The sequence below is a fragment of the Streptomyces sp. NPDC001604 genome, assembly GCF_042893475.1.
In the GTDB taxonomy this organism is placed as follows: domain Bacteria; phylum Actinomycetota; class Actinomycetes; order Streptomycetales; family Streptomycetaceae; genus Streptomyces.
The window spans coordinates 115,612-132,237 of record NZ_JBIAUY010000022.1; the positions used below are offsets into that span (position 1 = coordinate 115,612).

Sequence of the window (16,626 nt, forward strand, 5' to 3'; positions counted from 1 at the left end):
CCACTACATGGCGTTCACGCGCGCCACCGGGAAGCACCGGCGTCCCACACGGATGCACCGCACCACCACCCGCGCCGCCGGCGTCGCGGCTCTCGCCGCCACCGGCGTCATCGGCACCCTCGCAGCCCCCGCGCTCGCCGCCGACACCGCCGTCGAGCAGACCGGCCTCACCCCCGTCATCACCATCGGCGACACCATCGCCGACAAGATCGACGCCCAGGCCGACGCCCAGAAGCAGGCCGCCGAGGAGGCCGCGCTCAAGAAGGCGGCCCTGGAGGCGGCACGCGAGAAGGCCGCCGCCCAGGCCAAGCAGGAGCGCGAGGCCAAGGAGCGCGCCGCCCGCGAGGCCGAGCGCAAGCGCCTCAACACGTTCGTGGCGCCGATATCGAACTCGTACGTCTCCACCGGCTACCGGGCCAGCAGCTCCCTGTGGTCCTCCGGCAGCCACACCGGCATCGACTTCCACGCCGCGAGCGGCACGACCGTCCACGCGGTCGGCGCCGGCACCGTCGTCCAGACCGGATGGGGCGGCGCCTACGGCAACCAGATCGTGATCAAGATGAACGACGGCACCTACACCCAGTACGGCCATCTGTCGTCCATCGGCGTCTCGGTGGGCCAGAGGGTCACGCCGGGCCAGCCGATAGGCCTCTCCGGCGCGACCGGCAACACCACCGGACCGCACCTGCACTTCGAGGCCCGTACGACCCCCGAGTACGGCTCGGACATCGACCCCGTCGCCTACCTGCGCTCGCACGGCGTGAACGTCTGACGACGGATCGCAAGATCTGCTGAAGCCCCGGCTCCCGAGCCGGGGCTTTCGGCGTTTCTGCCACCCTGCTGTCCAAAAAATATCCATGGATTCCGGCCCGCCGTCGGAAATTCCGGCTCCGTGCAATAGAGTCACCGATACACGTCAATCATCGACGTTTCACGGGGATTAAGTCGGAGGTCGGTCATGCGTATTCCGGCGCACTCGGTGTGCACGGCGATCCGGGACGACATCGTCGCCGGTGTCTACGAGCGCGGCAGCCGGCTCACCGAGGAACTCCTCGCGCGCCGCTACGGCGTCTCGCGCGTCCCCGTGCGCGAGGCCCTGCGCACCCTGGAGGCCGAGGGCTTCGTGGTGACCCGGCGGCACGCGGGCGCGTGCGTCGCGGAACCGACCGAGCAGGAGGCCGCCGACCTGCTGGAGATGCGCATGCTGCTGGAACCGCTCGGCGCCTCCCGGGCCGCCCAGCGGCGCACCGACGCCCATCTCAAGGTGCTGCGCGGCCTGGTCAGACTGGGCCAGGAGCGGGCCAGGAGGGGCAACAGCGAGGATCTGCGCTCCCTGGGGGGCTGGTTCCACGAGACGCTCGCCCAGGCCTCCGGCAGCCCCGCGCTGACCTCGATGCTGACCCAGCTGCGCCACAAGATCGCCTGGATGTACGCCGTGGAGGCGCCGGCCAACCCCGTGGAGTCCTGGGCGGAGCACGGCGCGATCGTCGACGCCGTGGCCCGCGGCGACAGCGAGCGCGCGCGGGCGGTGACGACGTTGCACACCGAGCGTTCGAGCGCCGTGCACCGGCTGCGGTTCGGCGGCCCCGAGCGGGCGAACGGTGTGAGGAACTCGCAACATGCCGTAAACATGTCGGGCCTGCGGCATTAACACGGGCGCCGTATACAAAGAGGGAACAATTCGCGGGGGCATTATTTCTGCTGCCCGCGATCGGTAATTCCATCGCCCCTGTGCGGGAAAAGCAAAGGGCTCGCCCGGCAATTCGGACGAGCCCTTCTGTGGTGCCGTGATCAGACGGTCTCGGGAAGCTCCTCGAGCCCCTCGGAGACCAGCTTGGCCAGCCGGTCGAGGGCGACGTCCGCACCCTCGGCCTCGGAGGCGAGGACGATCTCCTCGCCGCCCTGGGCGCCCAGGCCGAGAACGGCCAGCATGGAGGCCGCGTTGACGGGGTTGCCGTCGGCCTTGGCGATCGTCACCGGGATACCTGCGGCCGTGGCGGCCCGGACGAAGATGGAAGCGGGGCGGGCGTGGAGGCCCTCGGCCCAGCCGACGTTGACGCGGCGCTCAGCCATGTGATGCTGCCCTTCAGAGTCTCAGGGTTGTCTAGACCAGTTTCCCATACGTGAAGCGTCTCCGGAGCGGTCCTGTGTCCCGTCCGGGGTGGGCAGTCGGGCCGCGGCCTCGGCCCGACTTCCGTCCTTGTTCTCTTCCCGACGGACTGCCCTGTTCTCCACAGACTGCCCCGCGCCGTTGTCGGACGCGAGCCGTACTCTGGGGCCCATGCAGACCTCGCCGGACCGGCACGAGTACCCCGCCCACTGGGAGGCCGACGTGGTGCTGCGCGACGGCGGCACCGCGCGCATCCGCCCCATCACCGTTGATGACGCCGAGCGCCTGGTCAGCTTCTACGAGCAGGTTTCGGACGAGTCGAAGTACTACCGCTTCTTCGCGCCCTACCCTCGTCTGTCCGCCAAGGACGTCCACCGCTTCACGCACCACGACTTTGTGGACCGGGTGGGACTCGCGGCCACGGTCGGCGGCGAGTTCATCGCCACCGTACGCTATGACCGCATCGGCGCCGACGGCATGCCCGCGTCGGCCCCGGCCGACGAGGCCGAGGTCGCCTTCCTCGTGCAGGACGCCCACCAGGGGCGCGGTGTCGCCTCCGCTCTCCTCGAACACATCGCCGCGGTCGCCAGGGAGCGTGGCATCCGCCGCTTCGCCGCCGAGGTGCTGCCCGCCAACACCAAGATGATCAAGGTGTTCACGGACGCCGGGTACACCCAGAAGCGCAGCTTCGAGGACGGCGTCGTACGCCTGGAGTTCGACCTCGAACCCACCGACCGCTCCCTCGCGGTCCAGCGCGCGCGTGAGCAGCGCGCCGAGGCGCGGTCCGTACGACGGCTGCTCGTGCCCGGCTCGGTCGCCGTCGTCGGCGCCGGCCGCGCCCCCGGAGGCGTGGGCCGCAGCATCCTCGACAACATCCGAGACGCAGGCTTCACCGGGGCGCTGTACGCCGTGAACAAGGCGCTCCCCGAAGACGTCAAGGAGCTCGACGGCGTCCCCGCCCACCGCTCCGTGCGGGACATCGACGGCCCCGTCGACCTCGCGGTCGTCGCCGTGCCTGCCGAGCACGTCCCCGAGGCCGTCACCGAGTGCGGAGAGCACGGCGTGCAGGGACTCGTCGTCGTCTCCGCCGGGTACGCCGAGAGCGGGCCCGAGGGGCGCGAGCGCCAGCGCGAACTCGTACGGCGCGCGCGCACGTACGGCATGCGGATCATCGGGCCGAACGCCTTCGGGATCATCAACACGTCCTCCGAGGTACGGCTGAACGCCTCACTCGCCCCCGAGATGCCCCGCCCCGGCCGGATCGGTCTGTTCGCCCAGTCCGGCGCCATCGGCATCGCGCTGCTGTCCCGGCTGCAGCGACGCGGCGGCGGTGTCACCGGAGTCACGGGCGTGTCCACCTTCGTGTCGTCCGGCAACCGCGCGGACGTGTCCGGCAACGACGTCATCCAGTACTGGTACGACGACCCCGACACCGATGTCGTCCTCATGTACCTGGAGTCCATCGGCAACCCGCGCAAGTTCACCCGCCTCGCCCGTCGCACGGCCGCCGCGAAACCCCTGGTCGTGGTCCAGGGCGCAGGTTCCGCCCCACAGGGACATGCCGTACGGGCCACCCGGTTGCCGCACGCGACGGTGTCCGCGCTGCTCGGGCAGGCCGGCCTGATCCGCGTGGACACGATCACCGAGCTGGTCGACGCGGGCCTGCTGCTCGCACGGCAGCCCCTGCCTGCGGGTCCACGGGTCGCGATCCTCGGGAACTCCGAGTCCCTCGGGCTGCTGACGTACGACGCCTGCCTCTCCGAGGGGCTCAGGCCCCTCAGGCCACTGGACCTGACCACCGGGGCCTCGGCCGAGGACTTCCACCAGGCGCTGCTGCGGGCCCTCGGGGACGACGCGTGCGATGCGGTGGTGGTGACGGCTATCCCGGCGATCGGTGAGGGGTCGCCGGGGGACGCCGAGCTGGCGGAGGCGCTGCGATCGGCCGCCGAGTCCGTTCCGGGCAAGCCCGTACTGGTGGTGCACGTGGAGCTCGGCGGCCTCGCGGAGGCCCTGTCGGCCGCGACCAGCACCGCACCGCAGCCGGACACCACGGCGACCGCCACCCGCCGGCTGCGCCCCTCACAGCAACTGCCCCCTCCGGCCCGCGCACAGGAACCCCCGGCCCCCGCCGGCTGCTCCCGCCTCATCCCCGCCTACCCCGCCGCCGAGCGCGCCGTCCGTGCCCTCGGCGAAGCCGTGAAGTACGCGCAGTGGCGCCGCGACAGCGCCGACCCCGGCAAGGTGCCCGAGTACGAGGACATCGACGAGAAGGGAGCCGCCCGGCTCATCGGCCGGATGCTCGCGCGCGGGCAGGGGCTCACACTCGGCACCGAGGACACCTGCGAGCTGCTCGGGCAGTACGGCATCCCCGTGCGCAGAGCGGTGCCCGCGTTCACCCCGGACGACGCCGTCCGGGCCGCCGAGTCCCTCGGCTACCCCGTCGCCCTCAAGGCCACCGCCCCGCACCTGCGCCACCGCGCCGACCTCGGCGGCGTACGTCTGGATCTCGCGGACGAGGAGCAACTGCGGCGCACGTACGCCGAGTTGACCGAGCTGTTCGGGAAGCCGGAGGAGCTTCGGCCGGTGGTGCAGGGGATGGCACCACGCGGCGTGGACACGGTGGTACGGGCCGTCATCGACCCGGCGGCCGGGGCCGTCCTGTCCTTCGGGCTCGCCGGGGCCGCCTCCCAGCTGCTCGGCGACATGGCGCACCGGCTGGTCCCGGTCACCGACCGGGAGGCGGCCTCGCTGGTCCGGTCGATCCGGACGGCACCGCTCCTGTTCGGCTGGCGCGGCTCCACCCCGGTCGACACCCCTGCACTGGAGGAGCTGCTGCTCAGGGTGTCCAGACTGGTCGACGACCACCCCGAGGTCGTCGCCGTGACCCTGGAGCCGGTCGTCGTCGCACCCCGAGGTCTCACCGTCCTCGGCGCCTCCGTCCGCCTCGCGCCGCCACCGGCCCGCGACGACCTCGGGCCGCGCACCCTTCCCGTCTACTGAGACGTCCACGGAGACGCTGACCGGTGCCTCGCAGTCAGTGCACCCCCGTAGGATGGACGTCATGGCCAAGACCAGTACGACGACCCAGGGGCTGCGCGCGGCGATCGAGCGCAGCGGCTACTACCCGGCCCTCGTGGCCGAGGCGGTGGAGGCCGCCGTGGGCGGCGAGCCCATCCGGTCGTACCTGGTCCACCAGGAGACCACGTTCGACGCGAACGAGGTGCGGCGCCACGTCACGGTGCTCGTCCTCACCGGCAACCGCTTCATCGTCAGCCACACCGACGAGCAGGCCGCGGACACCACCTCCCCCACCCCCTACGCCACGACCTCGACGGAGTCCGTGAAGCTCGGCCGGATCTCCTCGGTCGTGGTCAGCCGCGTGGTCGCCAACCCGGAGCAGTACCAGCCGGGCACCCTGCCCCGCGAGGTCGTCCTCACCATCGGCTGGGGCGCCGTCTCGCGCATCGACCTCGAGCCGGCCGCCTGCGGCGACCCCAACTGCGAGGCCGACCACGGCTACACGGGCAACTCGACGGCGGACGACCTCAGCCTGCGCGTCAGCGAGGCCGGTGACGGACCGGAGACCGTCCGCCAGGCGCTCGCCTTCGCCCAGTCGCTCTCCGAGGCCACCGCGGACACCACCCGCTGATGTCGCAGTCCGCTCCCTGGGACACCCACCCGGAACCCCTCGCCGTCGACTCCGCGCCACAGCCCGAGTACGGCAGCGGCTCCCTCGCCGACCTGCTGCCCACACTGGCCGCCGGCATGGCCGTACCGGACATGACCGCCGCGATCACCGAGCTGACCCCCGCCGACCGGAACTGCGTGTTCCTGATCGACGGGCTCGGCTGGGAGCAGCTGAAGGCGCACCCGGACGAGGCGCCCTTCATGACCTCGCTCCTCGGCACCTCGCGCGGCGGCACCGGCCGCCCCCTGACCACCGGCTACCCGGCGACCACCGCGACCTCCCTCGCCTCCGTCGGCACCGGTCTGCCGCCCGGTGTGCACGGCCTGCCCGGCTACACCGTGCGCAATCCGGAGACCGGCGAGCTGATGAACCAGCTGCGCTGGCGGCCGTGGGCGTCACCGCGCGCCTGGCAGCCGTACCCCACCGTCTTCCAGCTGGCCGAACAGGCCGGGGTGCACGCGGCCCAGGTGACGTCGCCGACCTTCGAGAACACCCCGCTGACCCAGGTCGCCCTCAGCGGCGGAACGTTCCACGGCCGGCTGTCCGGCGAGGACCGCATGGACCTCGCAGCCGCGCAACTGGCCGCCGGCGACCGCTCCTTGGTCTACACGTACTACGCCGAACTCGACGGCGCCGGCCACCGCTACGGCGTCGAGTCGGACACCTGGCGCGGCCAGCTCATGCACGTCGACCGCCTCGTCCAGCGCCTCGCCGAGCAACTCCCGCCGCGCACCGCGCTGTACGTCACCGCCGACCACGGCATGGTCGACATCCCCTTCGACGAAGAGCACCGCATCGACTTCGACGAGGACTGGGAACTGCGCGCCGGCGTCGCCCTGCTGGGCGGCGAGGGCCGCGCCCGGCACGTGTACGCGGTCCCGGGCGCCGGGAACGACGTACTCACCGTCTGGCGCGAGGTGCTCGGCGAGCAGTTCTGGGTGGCCTCGCGGGACGAGGCGATCGCTGCGGGCTGGTTCGGACCGCACATCGACGAACGCGTGTACGCCCGCATCGGCGATGTGGTGGCGGCCGCCCGAGACGACGTCCTGATCATCGCCTCCGAGCGGGAGCCCAAGGAGTCGGCGATGGTCGGCAACCACGGCTCGATGACCCCTGCCGAACAACTGGTCCCCCTGCTCGAAGTACGCTCCTGAGGCCCACTCCTCCGATCCCCTCCACCGAAAGGTGCTCAACTCCCCATGCCCGAGCTGGTGTTCTTCTCCGGAACCATGGACTGCGGGAAGTCGACGCTGGCTCTGCAGATCGAGCACAACCGCTCGGCGCGCGGCCTGGCAGGGATGATCTTCACCCGTGACGACCGCGCGGGCGAGGGCAAGCTCTCCTCCCGCCTCGGCCTGGTCACGGACGCGGTCGAGGTCGAGGACGGACAGGACCTGTACGCCTACCTCGTCGACCACCTCTCGCAGGGCGGCCGCGCGGACTACGTCATCGCGGACGAGGCGCAGTTCCTGGCCCCGGAGCAGATAGACCAACTCGCGCGCGTGGTCGACGACCTGGGCCTGGACGTCTACGCCTTCGGCATCACGACCGACTTCCGCACCAAGCTGTTCCCCGGCTCCCAGCGCCTGGTGGAACTGGCCGACCGCGTCGAGGTCCTCCAGGTGGAGGCCCTGTGCTGGTGCGGCGCCCGCGCCACGCACAACGCCCGCACGGTGGGCGGCGCCATGGTCGTCGAGGGTGCACAGGTCGTCGTCGGCGATGTCAACCAGCCGGAGGCCGTCGGCTACGAGGTGCTGTGCCGCCGCCACCACCGCCGCCGCATGACGGCGGCGACGTCGGGCTCGGCGGCCCTGTCCCCGGACGTGCTGCCGGTGTCGCAGAGCTAGAAGGACTGCCCGGCCCCTACTGCGGGCTCTGGATCAGTGAGAAGCGGGCGCCCTCCGGGTCGGCGACCGTGGCCACCCGCCCGTGGGCGCTGTCCCTGGGGGACTTGAGGACGTGGCCGCCCAGGTCCACCAGGCGGACGACGGCTTCGTCCGTGTCGGCGACTTCGAAGTACGTGATCCAGTGCGGGCCGCGGTCGCGCGGCAGGGCGGTGCCCACGCCGTGGATGCCGGCGACCGGGCGGCCCTCGATGTGCAGGCTCACGTAGTCGAAGTCGGCGGAGACGACCGGCTCCTCCTCGTAGCCGAAGACCGTCTCGTAGAACTTGGCCACGCTCACCGACTCGAAGGTCAGCAGCTCGTTCCAGGCCGGGGTGCCGGGTACGCCCGTGAGAGCCGTGCCGAGGTGCTCGGCCGCCTGCCAGATGCCGAAGACGGCACCGACGGGGTCCGAGCCGATCGCGAGACGGCCGGCCTCGCCGGCGTCCAGGGGCCCCACCCCGACGGTGCCGCCGCACAGCCGTACCGTCTCCGCGGTCAGGTCCACGTCGTCCGAGGCGAGGTAGGGCGTCCAGGCGATCGGCAGATGGCGGTCCGGTGGCAGCTGGCCGATGCCGGCCACCTCGTAGCCGTCGAGCAGGGCCCGCGCGTACGGGCCGAGCTGCTGGGGGCCCGGCTGGAACTCCCAGCCGAACAGCTCACCGTAGAAGTCCTGGGTCGCGGCCAGACCGTGCACCATCAGGCTCACCCAGCAGGGCGTGCCGGGCGCGTGCCGAGCGTGCGTCTCGCTGTTCGGGCCGGCGGACCCCCGTGCCTCCGTCATCGTCAACTCTCTCCTCGACCCCTCGCGGTCGCCGTGTCGCTTCCGCACTCCGGATCTCCGTGCAGATGCTCGCACCACAGATGCGACCGCGCGCTCCGGGCGCGCCGCATGCCAGGAGGATGCCTGGTGTGCGGTTTGTGGTCCGTTTCTGTGCGATTGCCGACGGGGGTCGATCAGCTGTACAGCATGTGCCCGAACCCGTACGCCTCGTGATCGGGCCTGTCCGGCCGAGCAGAGTAGCCGGACGTGGACGATGCGGCCACCCCGTGCGCAAGGATGGGGGCCATGAACGCCATCATCTCCGCTTCCGAACTCGCGAGCGAGCTTGCAGGGCCGCGCCCGCCCGTACTGCTCGATGTCCGCTGGCAGCTCAGTGTGGCCAAGGCGGCCGGCGAGCCGCCCTTCGACGGCCGGGCAGAGTACGAGGCCGGGCACCTCCCCGGTGCCGTCTATGTCGACCTGGACTCGGAGCTCGCCTCCGCGCCCGGCGAACGCGGCCGTCACCCGCTGCCCGACCTCGGGGTCTTCGGCGCGGCGATGCGACAGGCGGGTGTCTCGTCCGGGACGCCGGTGGTCGTGTACGACGGCGGACAGGGCTGGGCGGCGGCCCGTGCCTGGTGGCTGCTGCGCTGGACGGGTCACCCGGACGTGCGGGTCCTCGACGGCGGGTTGCCGTCCTGGGAAGGGCCGCTGGAGACGTCGGCACCCGCGCCGAGGGAGGGCGACTTCGAGCCGGTTGCGGGCGCGGCGGGGCTGCTGGACGCCGACGGCGCGGCGGCGCTGGCGCGGGCCGGAGTGCTGTTCGACGCCCGGGCGGGGGAGCGGTATCGCGGGGAGGTGGAGCCGATCGACCGGGTCGGCGGACACATTCCCGGGGCGGTGTCGGCGCCCACGAACGAGAACGTGGGGGCGGACGGCCGGTTCCTGCCCGCGGAGGAACTCGCCGAGCGGTTCAAGGCACTCGGCGCGGCCGACGGTTCGCCGGTCGGCGTGTACTGCGGCTCGGGTGTCTCCGGAGCGCACGAGGTGTTGGCGCTGGCGGTCGCAGGGATCGATGCGGCGCTGTACGTGGGCTCGTGGTCGGAGTGGTCGTCGGACCCGACTCGCCCTGTTGCTGTGGGGCCTGATCCTCAGTAGCCCTGGGTTGCTGCAGGGTGGTGTCGCTCGCCGGCCCTGGCCGGGTGCCGCCTGCCCCCACCCGTGCCGCCCTAGGCGGCACGAATGCCCGCAGGCTGTGCAGGGTTGGATGCCGCCCCTGGTGGTACGACTGCGCGCAGGCCACGCAGGGTCGGGGGCTGCCCCAGGCGGCACGCATGCCCGCAGGCTACGTAGAGGGTGCATGAGTGAGGGCCGCGCGCTGTCGGCGCGGCCCCCATGCACGTACGGCCGTCTGCACGGCCGTACGACCGACTACTCCTGCTTCTTGCGGCGCGTCCCGAACACGATCTCGTCCCAGCTGGGGACCGCCGCGCGGCGGCCCGGGCGGACGCCGTCGGCCTCGGCCTGGCGGTCCGTGGCGCCGACGAGACGGTCGCGGTGGCTGGTGACGGAGCGGGGCATGAGAACGTCCGCGTAGGCGGAACCGGCAGAGGCCGCGGGGGCCGGGGGCTCCTCCTCCTCGGGTTCGGCGGCGGGCTCCTCCGGCGGTGGCGGAGGAGGAGACGCTTCTGCGGGGCGCTCCGGGACCACCAGATCGCCGCGGAAGCTCGGTACCGCCTCCAGCAGGCTGGTCAGCGAGTCCCGTTCACCCGAGCTCTCCTCTGCGGGCTCGGAGGCCTGCGCCGGCAGGCTCGGCCGGTCGAGGGCACGGTCCAGCGGACGGTCGCGCGGCAGCCGTGCGATACGCGGCACGAACGGAAAGCTGGGCTCCGGCGCGGCGAGGTCCTCGGACTCGCCGATCAGCGAACGCGCCTCCTCGTCGACGGCCTGGACGAGCCGCCGGGGCGGGTCGTACGTCCAGCTCGCCGAGTGCGGTTCGCCCGCGACCCGGTAGACCAGCAGGACCTCCCAGGTGCCGTCGTCGCGGCGCCACGAGTCCCACTGCACGGTGTCCTTCTCGACACCGCGCAGGAGCAGCCGCTCCTGGACGGCCTCGCCGAGCTGGGGTCCGGCGTTCTCACCGGGCCGGCGGACGGGCGTCTTGCGGGCCCGCTCGGCCATGAACGCGCGCTCCGCGAGCACCGGGCCCTCGAAGCGCCGTACGCGGTCGACGGGGATGCCGGCGAGCTGGGCGACTTCTTCCGCGGAGGCACCGGCGCGTATACGCGCCTGGATGTCACGGGGGCGGAGATGGCTCTCCACCTCGATCTCGATCTGGCCGAGGCGGGGCCGGTCGCCGCGGACGGCGGCGCGCAGCCGTTCGTCGATCGGAAGCGTGTACTCCGTTGCGTCGGCAGCCTTCAGCACCAGCCGTGTGCCGTCATTCGAGACGGCCACGACACGCAGTTCGGGCATGGGGACCTCCCGGGTGGTGCCTGCCGACGTCACGTGCGTCGCTGCTTCCGCTAGTCGAGTGTGGCCTGCCCGGGTGCAGCCTGCCACAACCTTGCCGAGTTGCCCGGCGTGTCGGGCCAGGGCCCTGGATCGCCGTTATGGCACGGTTACCTATTCGCAACGCTAAGTGACCAACTCCGTCACCCTGTGCAACTAGCCCCCTCCCGGCGGTCCTTGAAGGTCGCGGACGCCCTGGCGGGAGACCGGACCCAGGGCTCGCAACAGTACTCCATTCGGGCCACGTGCGTGGATTGGCGCGCCGCCCAACTTCTGGCAACGGACCGGACCCGGCCCCCCGTTGCACGCTTTCCGGGATCTTGAACGTGGCGTACTTCACGGAATCGACAGAAACGGAACCAATGGCTACGGCCCCAACACCCGCCGCAGGTAGTCGTTCTGGAAGCGCCGGTCCGGGTCCAGCCGGTCCCGCAGCGCGGTGAACTCGCCGAAGCGCGGATAGACCTCGGAGAAGTACTCGGCGTCCCGTGTGTGCACCTTGCCCCAGTGCGGCCGACCCTCGTGCGCGGTGAGGATGCGTTCGGCGGCGGTGAAGTACGCCTGATAGGGCGTCCCCCGGAACATATGGACGGCGATGTACGCGCTGTCGCGGCCCGATGCAGTGGACAGGGTGATGTCGTCGGCGGGCGCCGTGCGCACCTCGACCGGGAAGCTGATCCGCAGACCGGAGCGCTCCACCATCGTCTTCAGTTCCCGCAGCGTCTCGGTGAGGGCCTCGCGCGGGACGGCGTACTCCATCTCCACGAAGCGCACCCGGCGCGGCGAAGTGAAGACCTTGTACGGAATGTCGGTGTAAGTGCGCGCAGAGAGGGCCTTGCTGGAGATCTGGGCGATCGTCGGGACGGTCGCGGGTGCCGCGCGACCGACCCACTGGGCGACCTGGAAGACGCCGTTGGAGAGGAACTCGTCCTCGAACCAGCCCGCGATCTGGCTCACCGGCTTCTCGGGGCCGGCGCTGCGGTTGTTGCGCTTGGTGTTGGTGGAGCCGGTGTGCGGGAACCAGTAGAACTCGAAGTGCTCGTTCTCGGCCCACAGTCGGTCGAACTCGGCGAGCACCCTGTCGAAGGGCATCGGTTCTTCGCGCGCGGTGAGCAGGAAGATCGGCTCCACGGCGAAGGTGATCGCGGTGACGATGCCGAGGGCGCCGAGGCCGATCCGGGCGGCCGCGAAGACGTCCGAATTTTCCTTCTCGGAGCAGGTGAGCACCGAACCGTCGGCCGTGACCAGCTCAAGTCCCTTGATCTGGGCGGCTATCGAGGCCGACTCGCGGCCGGTGCCGTGGGTGCCGGTGCTGGTGGCGCCGGAGACCGTCTGCTCCATGATGTCGCCCATGTTGGTCAGCGACAGACCCTCGCGGGCCAGAGCCATGTTGAGCCTCTTGAGCGGGGTGCCGGCCTCCACCGTGACCGTCATGGCGTCGCGATCAATCTTGCGGATGCCGGTCAACAGTTGAGGGCGGATCAACACGCCGTCGGTGGCGGCGATGGACGTGAAGGAGTGCCCGGTGCCGACGGCCTTCACCGTCAGCCCGTCCTCGGCGGCCTGCCGTACGGCCGCCGACAGTTCCTCCACGGAGGCCGGCTCGACCTCCCGCGCGGGACGGGCCGTGACGTTGCCGCCCCAGTTACGCCACGTGCCGTTCTTCCCGCTCGCTGTGCTGCTCAACGGTGCCTCCCCGACGCGGAGCCGGCCTGCTGAGCCGGCGGTACCCCAGGAAACCGACCGTGACCGCGACGGCCCCGGACACCGCCGGAACCCCGTACCCGGCACGTGCGCCGGCCGCGTCGATGACCCAGCCGGCGATCGAGGAGCCGAGTGCGACACCTACCGCGAGGCCGGTGCTCACCCAGGTCATGCCCTCGGTCAACTGTGCGCGTGGTACGTGCTCTTCGATCAGGGACATGGTGGTGATCATCGTGGGAGCGACGGCCATGCCCGCAACGAACAGCGCCACGGCCAGAAACGGCAAGTTTCCGACCAGTAGGAGGGGGATCATACTCACGGCCATCGCGCATATGCCCAGCAGCCAGCGGCGTGCGGGCGCCCCCTTGAAGTGCAGCAGCCCGAACACGACTCCCGCCGTGCAGGAACCCGCTGCGTACAGCGCGAGCACGACGCTCGCGGCCGCCTTGTGGCCCCGCTCGTCGGCGAAGGCCACGGTGACCACGTCCACGGATCCGAAGATCGTCCCGGTCGCCACGAAGGTGGCCACCAGCACTTGCAGGCCACGCGCGCGTAGTGCCGTACCGCCGCCGTGCTTCTCCCTGGGGTGCGGCTCGGGCTCGGTGGCACGCTGTGCGGTCAGCCAGAAGACGCCGGTCGCCAGGAAGCCGCCGGCGAGCAGCGGCCCCGCCTCCGGGAACCAGGCCGTGGACAGGCCGATGGAGATGATCGGCCCGAAGATGAAGCACACCTCGTCCACCACCGACTCGAAGGAGTACGCGGTGTGCAGCTGCGGAGTGCCCCGGTACAGGGCGGCCCAGCGGGCGCGGATCATCGCGCCGAGACTCGGCACCGAGCCGATGCCTGCGGCGCACACGAACAGCACCCAGTCCGGCCACCGGAAGTGCGCGGCGAGCAGCAGCCCGGCCGCCGAGACGAGGGCGACGAGCGTCGCGGGCCGCAGCACCCTGCGCTGCCCGTACTGGTCCACCAGCCGCGAGATCTGCGGCCCGATCGCCGCGGCCGCGAGCGCGATGGTCGCCGACAGGCCACCCGCGAGCCCGTAGCGCCCGGTGAGCTGGGAGATCATGGTGACCACGCCGATGCCCATCATCGACAGCGGCATCCGGCCGAGGAGGCCCGCGGCGGAGAAACCCTTGGTGCCGGGGGCGGCGAACAGGGCGCGGTAGGGGCTGGGCACGGGGTCTCCGATGGCTACGGCTCAGAAAGGTGCTGGCGAGGGAAGGTACTGGAACTCAGTAAGGTGCGACTGGAGCTGATACAGCTTACGGGTGAGGTGACCCCGATGCACCCGGCATTTCGGCGGGTGAACGTGTCCGGAATGCGGCATGCCCCCGCTCGTCACCCCGCCGTTTCCCGGCCGTCAGTGCCGGGTGGCAGGATCGACCCATGTCAGACGCGCTCGATGCCACCCCCTACGACGCCCTGCTCCTGCTCTCGTTCGGCGGCCCGGAGGGCCCGGACGACGTGGTCCCGTTCCTGGAGAACGTGACGCGCGGGCGGGGCATCCCCAAGGAACGCCTGAAGGAAGTCGGGCAGCACTACTTCCAGTTCGGCGGGGTCAGCCCCATCAACGACCAGAACCGCGCCCTGCTGGACGCCCTCCGCAAGGACTTCGCGGACCACGGCCTGGACCTGCCGATCTTCTGGGGCAACCGCAACTGGGCGCCCTATCTGACGGACACCCTGCGCGAGATGGTCGCCGACGGCCACCGCCGCATCCTGGTCCTCGCCACCAGCGCCTACGCCTCGTACTCGGGCTGCCGCCAGTACCGCGAGAACCTCGCCGACTCGCTCGCCGAACTGGCGGCCGAGGGCCTGGAGCTGCCGAAGATCGACAAGATCCGGCACTACTTCAACCACGAGGGCTTCCTGGAGCCCATGATCGAGGGTGTCCTGCAGTCCCTGGCCGACCTGCCCGAGGACGTCCGGGACGGAGCGCACATCGCGTTCTCGACGCACTCGATCCCCACCGCGTCCGCGGACACCTCCGGCCCGGTCGAGGACCACGGCGAGGGCGGCGCGTACGTCGAGCAGCACCTGGAGGTCGCTCAGCTGATCGCCGACGCGGTCCGCGAGCGCACGGGCATCGACCACCCCTGGCAGCTCGTCTACCAGTCGCGCTCCGGAGCCCCGCACATCCCGTGGCTCGAGCCCGACATCTGCGACCACCTGGAGGAGCGGCACGCGGCCGGCGTCCCGGCCGTCGTCATCGCCCCCATCGGCTTCGTCTCCGACCACATGGAGGTCCTCTACGACCTCGACACGGAGGCCAAGGCGAAGGCCGAGGAGCTGGGTCTGCCGATGCGCCGCTCGGCCACCGTCGGCGCCGACCCGCGCTTCGCCGCCGCGATCCGCGACCTCGTCCTGGAGCGGGCGTCCGTGGAGCGCGGCGAGGAGGTCACGCCCTGCGCCCTGGGCACGCTCGGCGCGAGCCACAACGTCTGCCCGGTCGGCTGCTGCCCGGCCCGTGCCCCCCGCCCGGCCGCCGCGGGCGTCGACAGCCCCTACGCGTGAGGAGCCCCGTGACCGACCCCCTGCATCAGGAACTGCTCGCACTGGCCCAGGAGGCCGCCCGCCGCGCCGGGGCGCTGCTGCGGGACGGCCGCCCGGCCGACCTCGCGGTCGCCGCGACCAAGTCGAGCCCGATCGACGTGGTCACCGAGATGGACATCGCGGCGGAGAAGCTGATCACGGACCTGATCTCCGAGCACCGCCCGCACGACGGCTTCCTCGGCGAGGAGGGTGCCTCCACCGAGGGCACCAGCGGGATCCGCTGGGTGATCGACCCGCTCGACGGCACGGTCAACTACCTGTACGGGCTGCCCACTTGGGCCGTCTCCATCGCGGCCGAGCAGGACGGCGAGACCGTCGTCGGGGTCGTCGCGATCCCGATGCGCGGCGAGACGTTCCACGCGGTCCGCGGCGGCGGAGCGCGCGCCACGGGCGCCTGGGAGGGGGAGCGCGAGCTGGCGTGCCGCCCCGCGCCGCCCCTCGACCAGGCCCTGGTCTCCACGGGCTTCAACTACGTCACCGAGGTCCGCACCCACCAGGCCGAGGTCGCGCAGCGGCTGATTCCGCTGCTGCGTGACATCCGGCGCGGCGGCTCGGCCGCCGTCGACCTGTGCGACGTCGCGGCCGGCCGCCTCGACGGCTACTACGAGCGCGGGCTGCACCCGTGGGACCTCGCGGCCGGCGACCTCATCGCCCGGGAAGCGGGCGCGCTGACCGGTGGACGCCCCGGAGAGCGCCCCGCACACGCCCTGACGATCGCCGGCACCCCGGGCGTCTTCGAGCCCCTCCAGCGCCTCCTGGAGGACTTCGGCGCCTGGCACGACTGAGGGGCACAGGCCCTCTGGCGCCCACTGCACCCCCGGAGGCGACCGACCCAAAAGAGGCGGCACCGGCTGAGGCGCCCCCGGAGGCGACCGACCCAAAAGAGGCGGCACCGGCTGAGACGCCCCCGGAAGCGCACGACCAGACAAGCGAGCCCCCGGCGCTGGATTCGCCGGGGGCTCGCTGTCGTACGTACGCGCTGATCAGACGCAGACGCTAGGCGCCGACCTCCACACCGTGCTCGGCGGCGAGGCGGCGCAGGTCGTCGAGCTCGCCCTGCTCCACCTCGACGAGGAAGTCGTCGCCCTCGTCGCGAGCCCGCGTCAGGTCGGACTCGGTCGTCCTTATGCGCTGCAGAAGTCCTGCGGTGAATGCGTCCATGCTGCGCCCCCTCGTCCTGGGTCGTGGGTCGTTGGCACGGGGGTGTGCCGGTTGGGAAGGGGCGATCACGTCTCCATCAGGTGCCCGGCACACGGGCGCCGGGGGTGGCGACGGTGCCGGACACCCACGCCCACTCTGCGGAAAGCGGATTGCGCCGTGCCGCATGGTGTTGCGGCACTAGCAGAGCGTGATCGCGGGGTATGAACCGTCCTCCCCCCGCTTCCTTCCACGGAAACCTCAACCCGGCGAG

General features: G+C 71.6%; 15 protein-coding genes. 9 read left to right on the forward strand and 6 right to left on the reverse strand.

The genetic code is table 11. From position 1 onward, the window contains the following. The first annotated feature begins 7 nt into the window (after positions 1–7). The gene (locus ACFY1E_RS40675) at positions 8–772 is read left to right on the forward strand and encodes a M23 family metallopeptidase (RefSeq protein ID WP_389085700.1); all 765 of its coding nucleotides are present in this window, start codon (positions 8–10) and stop codon (positions 770–772) included. A 186-nt stretch (positions 773–958) separates the two neighbouring features. After that, the gene (locus ACFY1E_RS40680) at positions 959–1,651 is read left to right on the forward strand and encodes a GntR family transcriptional regulator (RefSeq protein ID WP_123967956.1); all 693 of its coding nucleotides are present in this window, start codon (positions 959–961) and stop codon (positions 1,649–1,651) included. A 140-nt stretch (positions 1,652–1,791) separates the two neighbouring features. Here ACFY1E_RS40680 and ACFY1E_RS40685 read toward each other — a convergent pair whose 3' ends face one another. Continuing rightward, a complete protein-coding gene (locus ACFY1E_RS40685; protein WP_030605519.1) occupies positions 1,792–2,073 on the reverse strand; it encodes an HPr family phosphocarrier protein in 282 nt (93 codons plus the stop codon). Between the two features lie 208 nt (positions 2,074–2,281). Between ACFY1E_RS40685 and ACFY1E_RS40690 the strand changes: the two genes are divergently transcribed. The 4 genes from ACFY1E_RS40690 to ACFY1E_RS40705 are packed head-to-tail and all read left to right on the forward strand — an operon-like array spanning position 2,282 to position 7,645. Continuing rightward, complete coding sequence (locus tag ACFY1E_RS40690) at positions 2,282–5,110, forward strand: GNAT family N-acetyltransferase (protein ID WP_389085703.1); 2,829 nt, start codon at positions 2,282–2,284, stop codon at positions 5,108–5,110. Between the two features lie 52 nt (positions 5,111–5,162). Beyond that, positions 5,163–5,759, forward strand: a complete 597-nt coding sequence (locus ACFY1E_RS40695) for a DUF5998 family protein (protein WP_344401760.1) — start codon at positions 5,163–5,165, stop codon at positions 5,757–5,759. Beyond that, the gene (locus ACFY1E_RS40700) at positions 5,759–6,952 is read left to right on the forward strand and encodes an alkaline phosphatase family protein (RefSeq protein ID WP_389085706.1); all 1,194 of its coding nucleotides are present in this window, start codon (positions 5,759–5,761) and stop codon (positions 6,950–6,952) included. The genes ACFY1E_RS40695 and ACFY1E_RS40700 overlap by 1 nt, the downstream gene beginning before the upstream one ends. Before the next feature lie 45 nt (positions 6,953–6,997). Further along, positions 6,998–7,645, forward strand: a complete 648-nt coding sequence (locus ACFY1E_RS40705) for a thymidine kinase (RefSeq protein ID WP_389085708.1) — start codon at positions 6,998–7,000, stop codon at positions 7,643–7,645. Positions 7,646–7,661: 16 nt separating this feature from the next. Here the strand turns inward: ACFY1E_RS40705 and ACFY1E_RS40710 are convergent, their stop codons facing one another. Beyond that, the gene (locus tag ACFY1E_RS40710; RefSeq protein WP_389085710.1) at positions 7,662–8,465 is read right to left on the reverse strand and encodes a VOC family protein; all 804 of its coding nucleotides are present in this window, start codon (positions 8,463–8,465) and stop codon (positions 7,662–7,664) included. A gap of 285 nt (positions 8,466–8,750) precedes the next feature. On the opposite strand from ACFY1E_RS40710, the gene ACFY1E_RS40715 reads away from it, so the two are divergent. Next, the gene (locus ACFY1E_RS40715; RefSeq protein WP_389085713.1) at positions 8,751–9,602 is read left to right on the forward strand and encodes a sulfurtransferase; all 852 of its coding nucleotides are present in this window, start codon (positions 8,751–8,753) and stop codon (positions 9,600–9,602) included. Between the two features lie 273 nt (positions 9,603–9,875). Here the strand turns inward: ACFY1E_RS40715 and sepH are convergent, their stop codons facing one another. The 3 genes from sepH to ACFY1E_RS40730 all read right to left on the reverse strand — a co-directional run bounded on the left by sepH (position 9,876) and on the right by ACFY1E_RS40730 (position 13,839). Then, positions 9,876–10,919: a septation protein SepH gene (gene sepH, locus ACFY1E_RS40720; RefSeq protein ID WP_389085715.1), complete on the reverse strand. Its 1,044-nt coding sequence runs from the start codon at positions 10,917–10,919 to the stop codon at positions 9,876–9,878. Between the two features lie 402 nt (positions 10,920–11,321). Beyond that, entirely contained in the window at positions 11,322–12,641 is a 1,320-nt protein-coding gene (locus ACFY1E_RS40725) for a D-arabinono-1,4-lactone oxidase (protein WP_389085717.1), read from the reverse strand. Beyond that, on the reverse strand, positions 12,601–13,839 hold the full coding sequence (locus tag ACFY1E_RS40730) for an MFS transporter (RefSeq protein ID WP_389085719.1): 1,239 nt from the start codon (positions 13,837–13,839) through the stop codon (positions 12,601–12,603). The genes ACFY1E_RS40725 and ACFY1E_RS40730 overlap by 41 nt, the downstream gene beginning before the upstream one ends. 209 nt (positions 13,840–14,048) lie before the next feature. Here ACFY1E_RS40730 and ACFY1E_RS40735 point away from each other — a divergent pair, with 209 nt between their 5' ends. Further along, entirely contained in the window at positions 14,049–15,176 is a 1,128-nt protein-coding gene (locus tag ACFY1E_RS40735) for a ferrochelatase (protein WP_389085721.1), read from the forward strand. An 8-nt stretch (positions 15,177–15,184) separates the two neighbouring features. Next, positions 15,185–16,000 carry an inositol monophosphatase family protein gene (locus tag ACFY1E_RS40740; RefSeq protein ID WP_389085724.1) on the forward strand — a complete coding sequence of 272 codons (816 nt, stop codon included), beginning with the start codon at positions 15,185–15,187 and terminating at the stop codon, positions 15,998–16,000. A 211-nt stretch (positions 16,001–16,211) separates the two neighbouring features. Here ACFY1E_RS40740 and ACFY1E_RS40745 read toward each other — a convergent pair whose 3' ends face one another. Beyond that, the gene (locus ACFY1E_RS40745; RefSeq protein WP_016432180.1) at positions 16,212–16,376 is read right to left on the reverse strand and encodes a hypothetical protein; all 165 of its coding nucleotides are present in this window, start codon (positions 16,374–16,376) and stop codon (positions 16,212–16,214) included. Between the last annotated feature and the right edge of the window lie 250 nt (positions 16,377–16,626).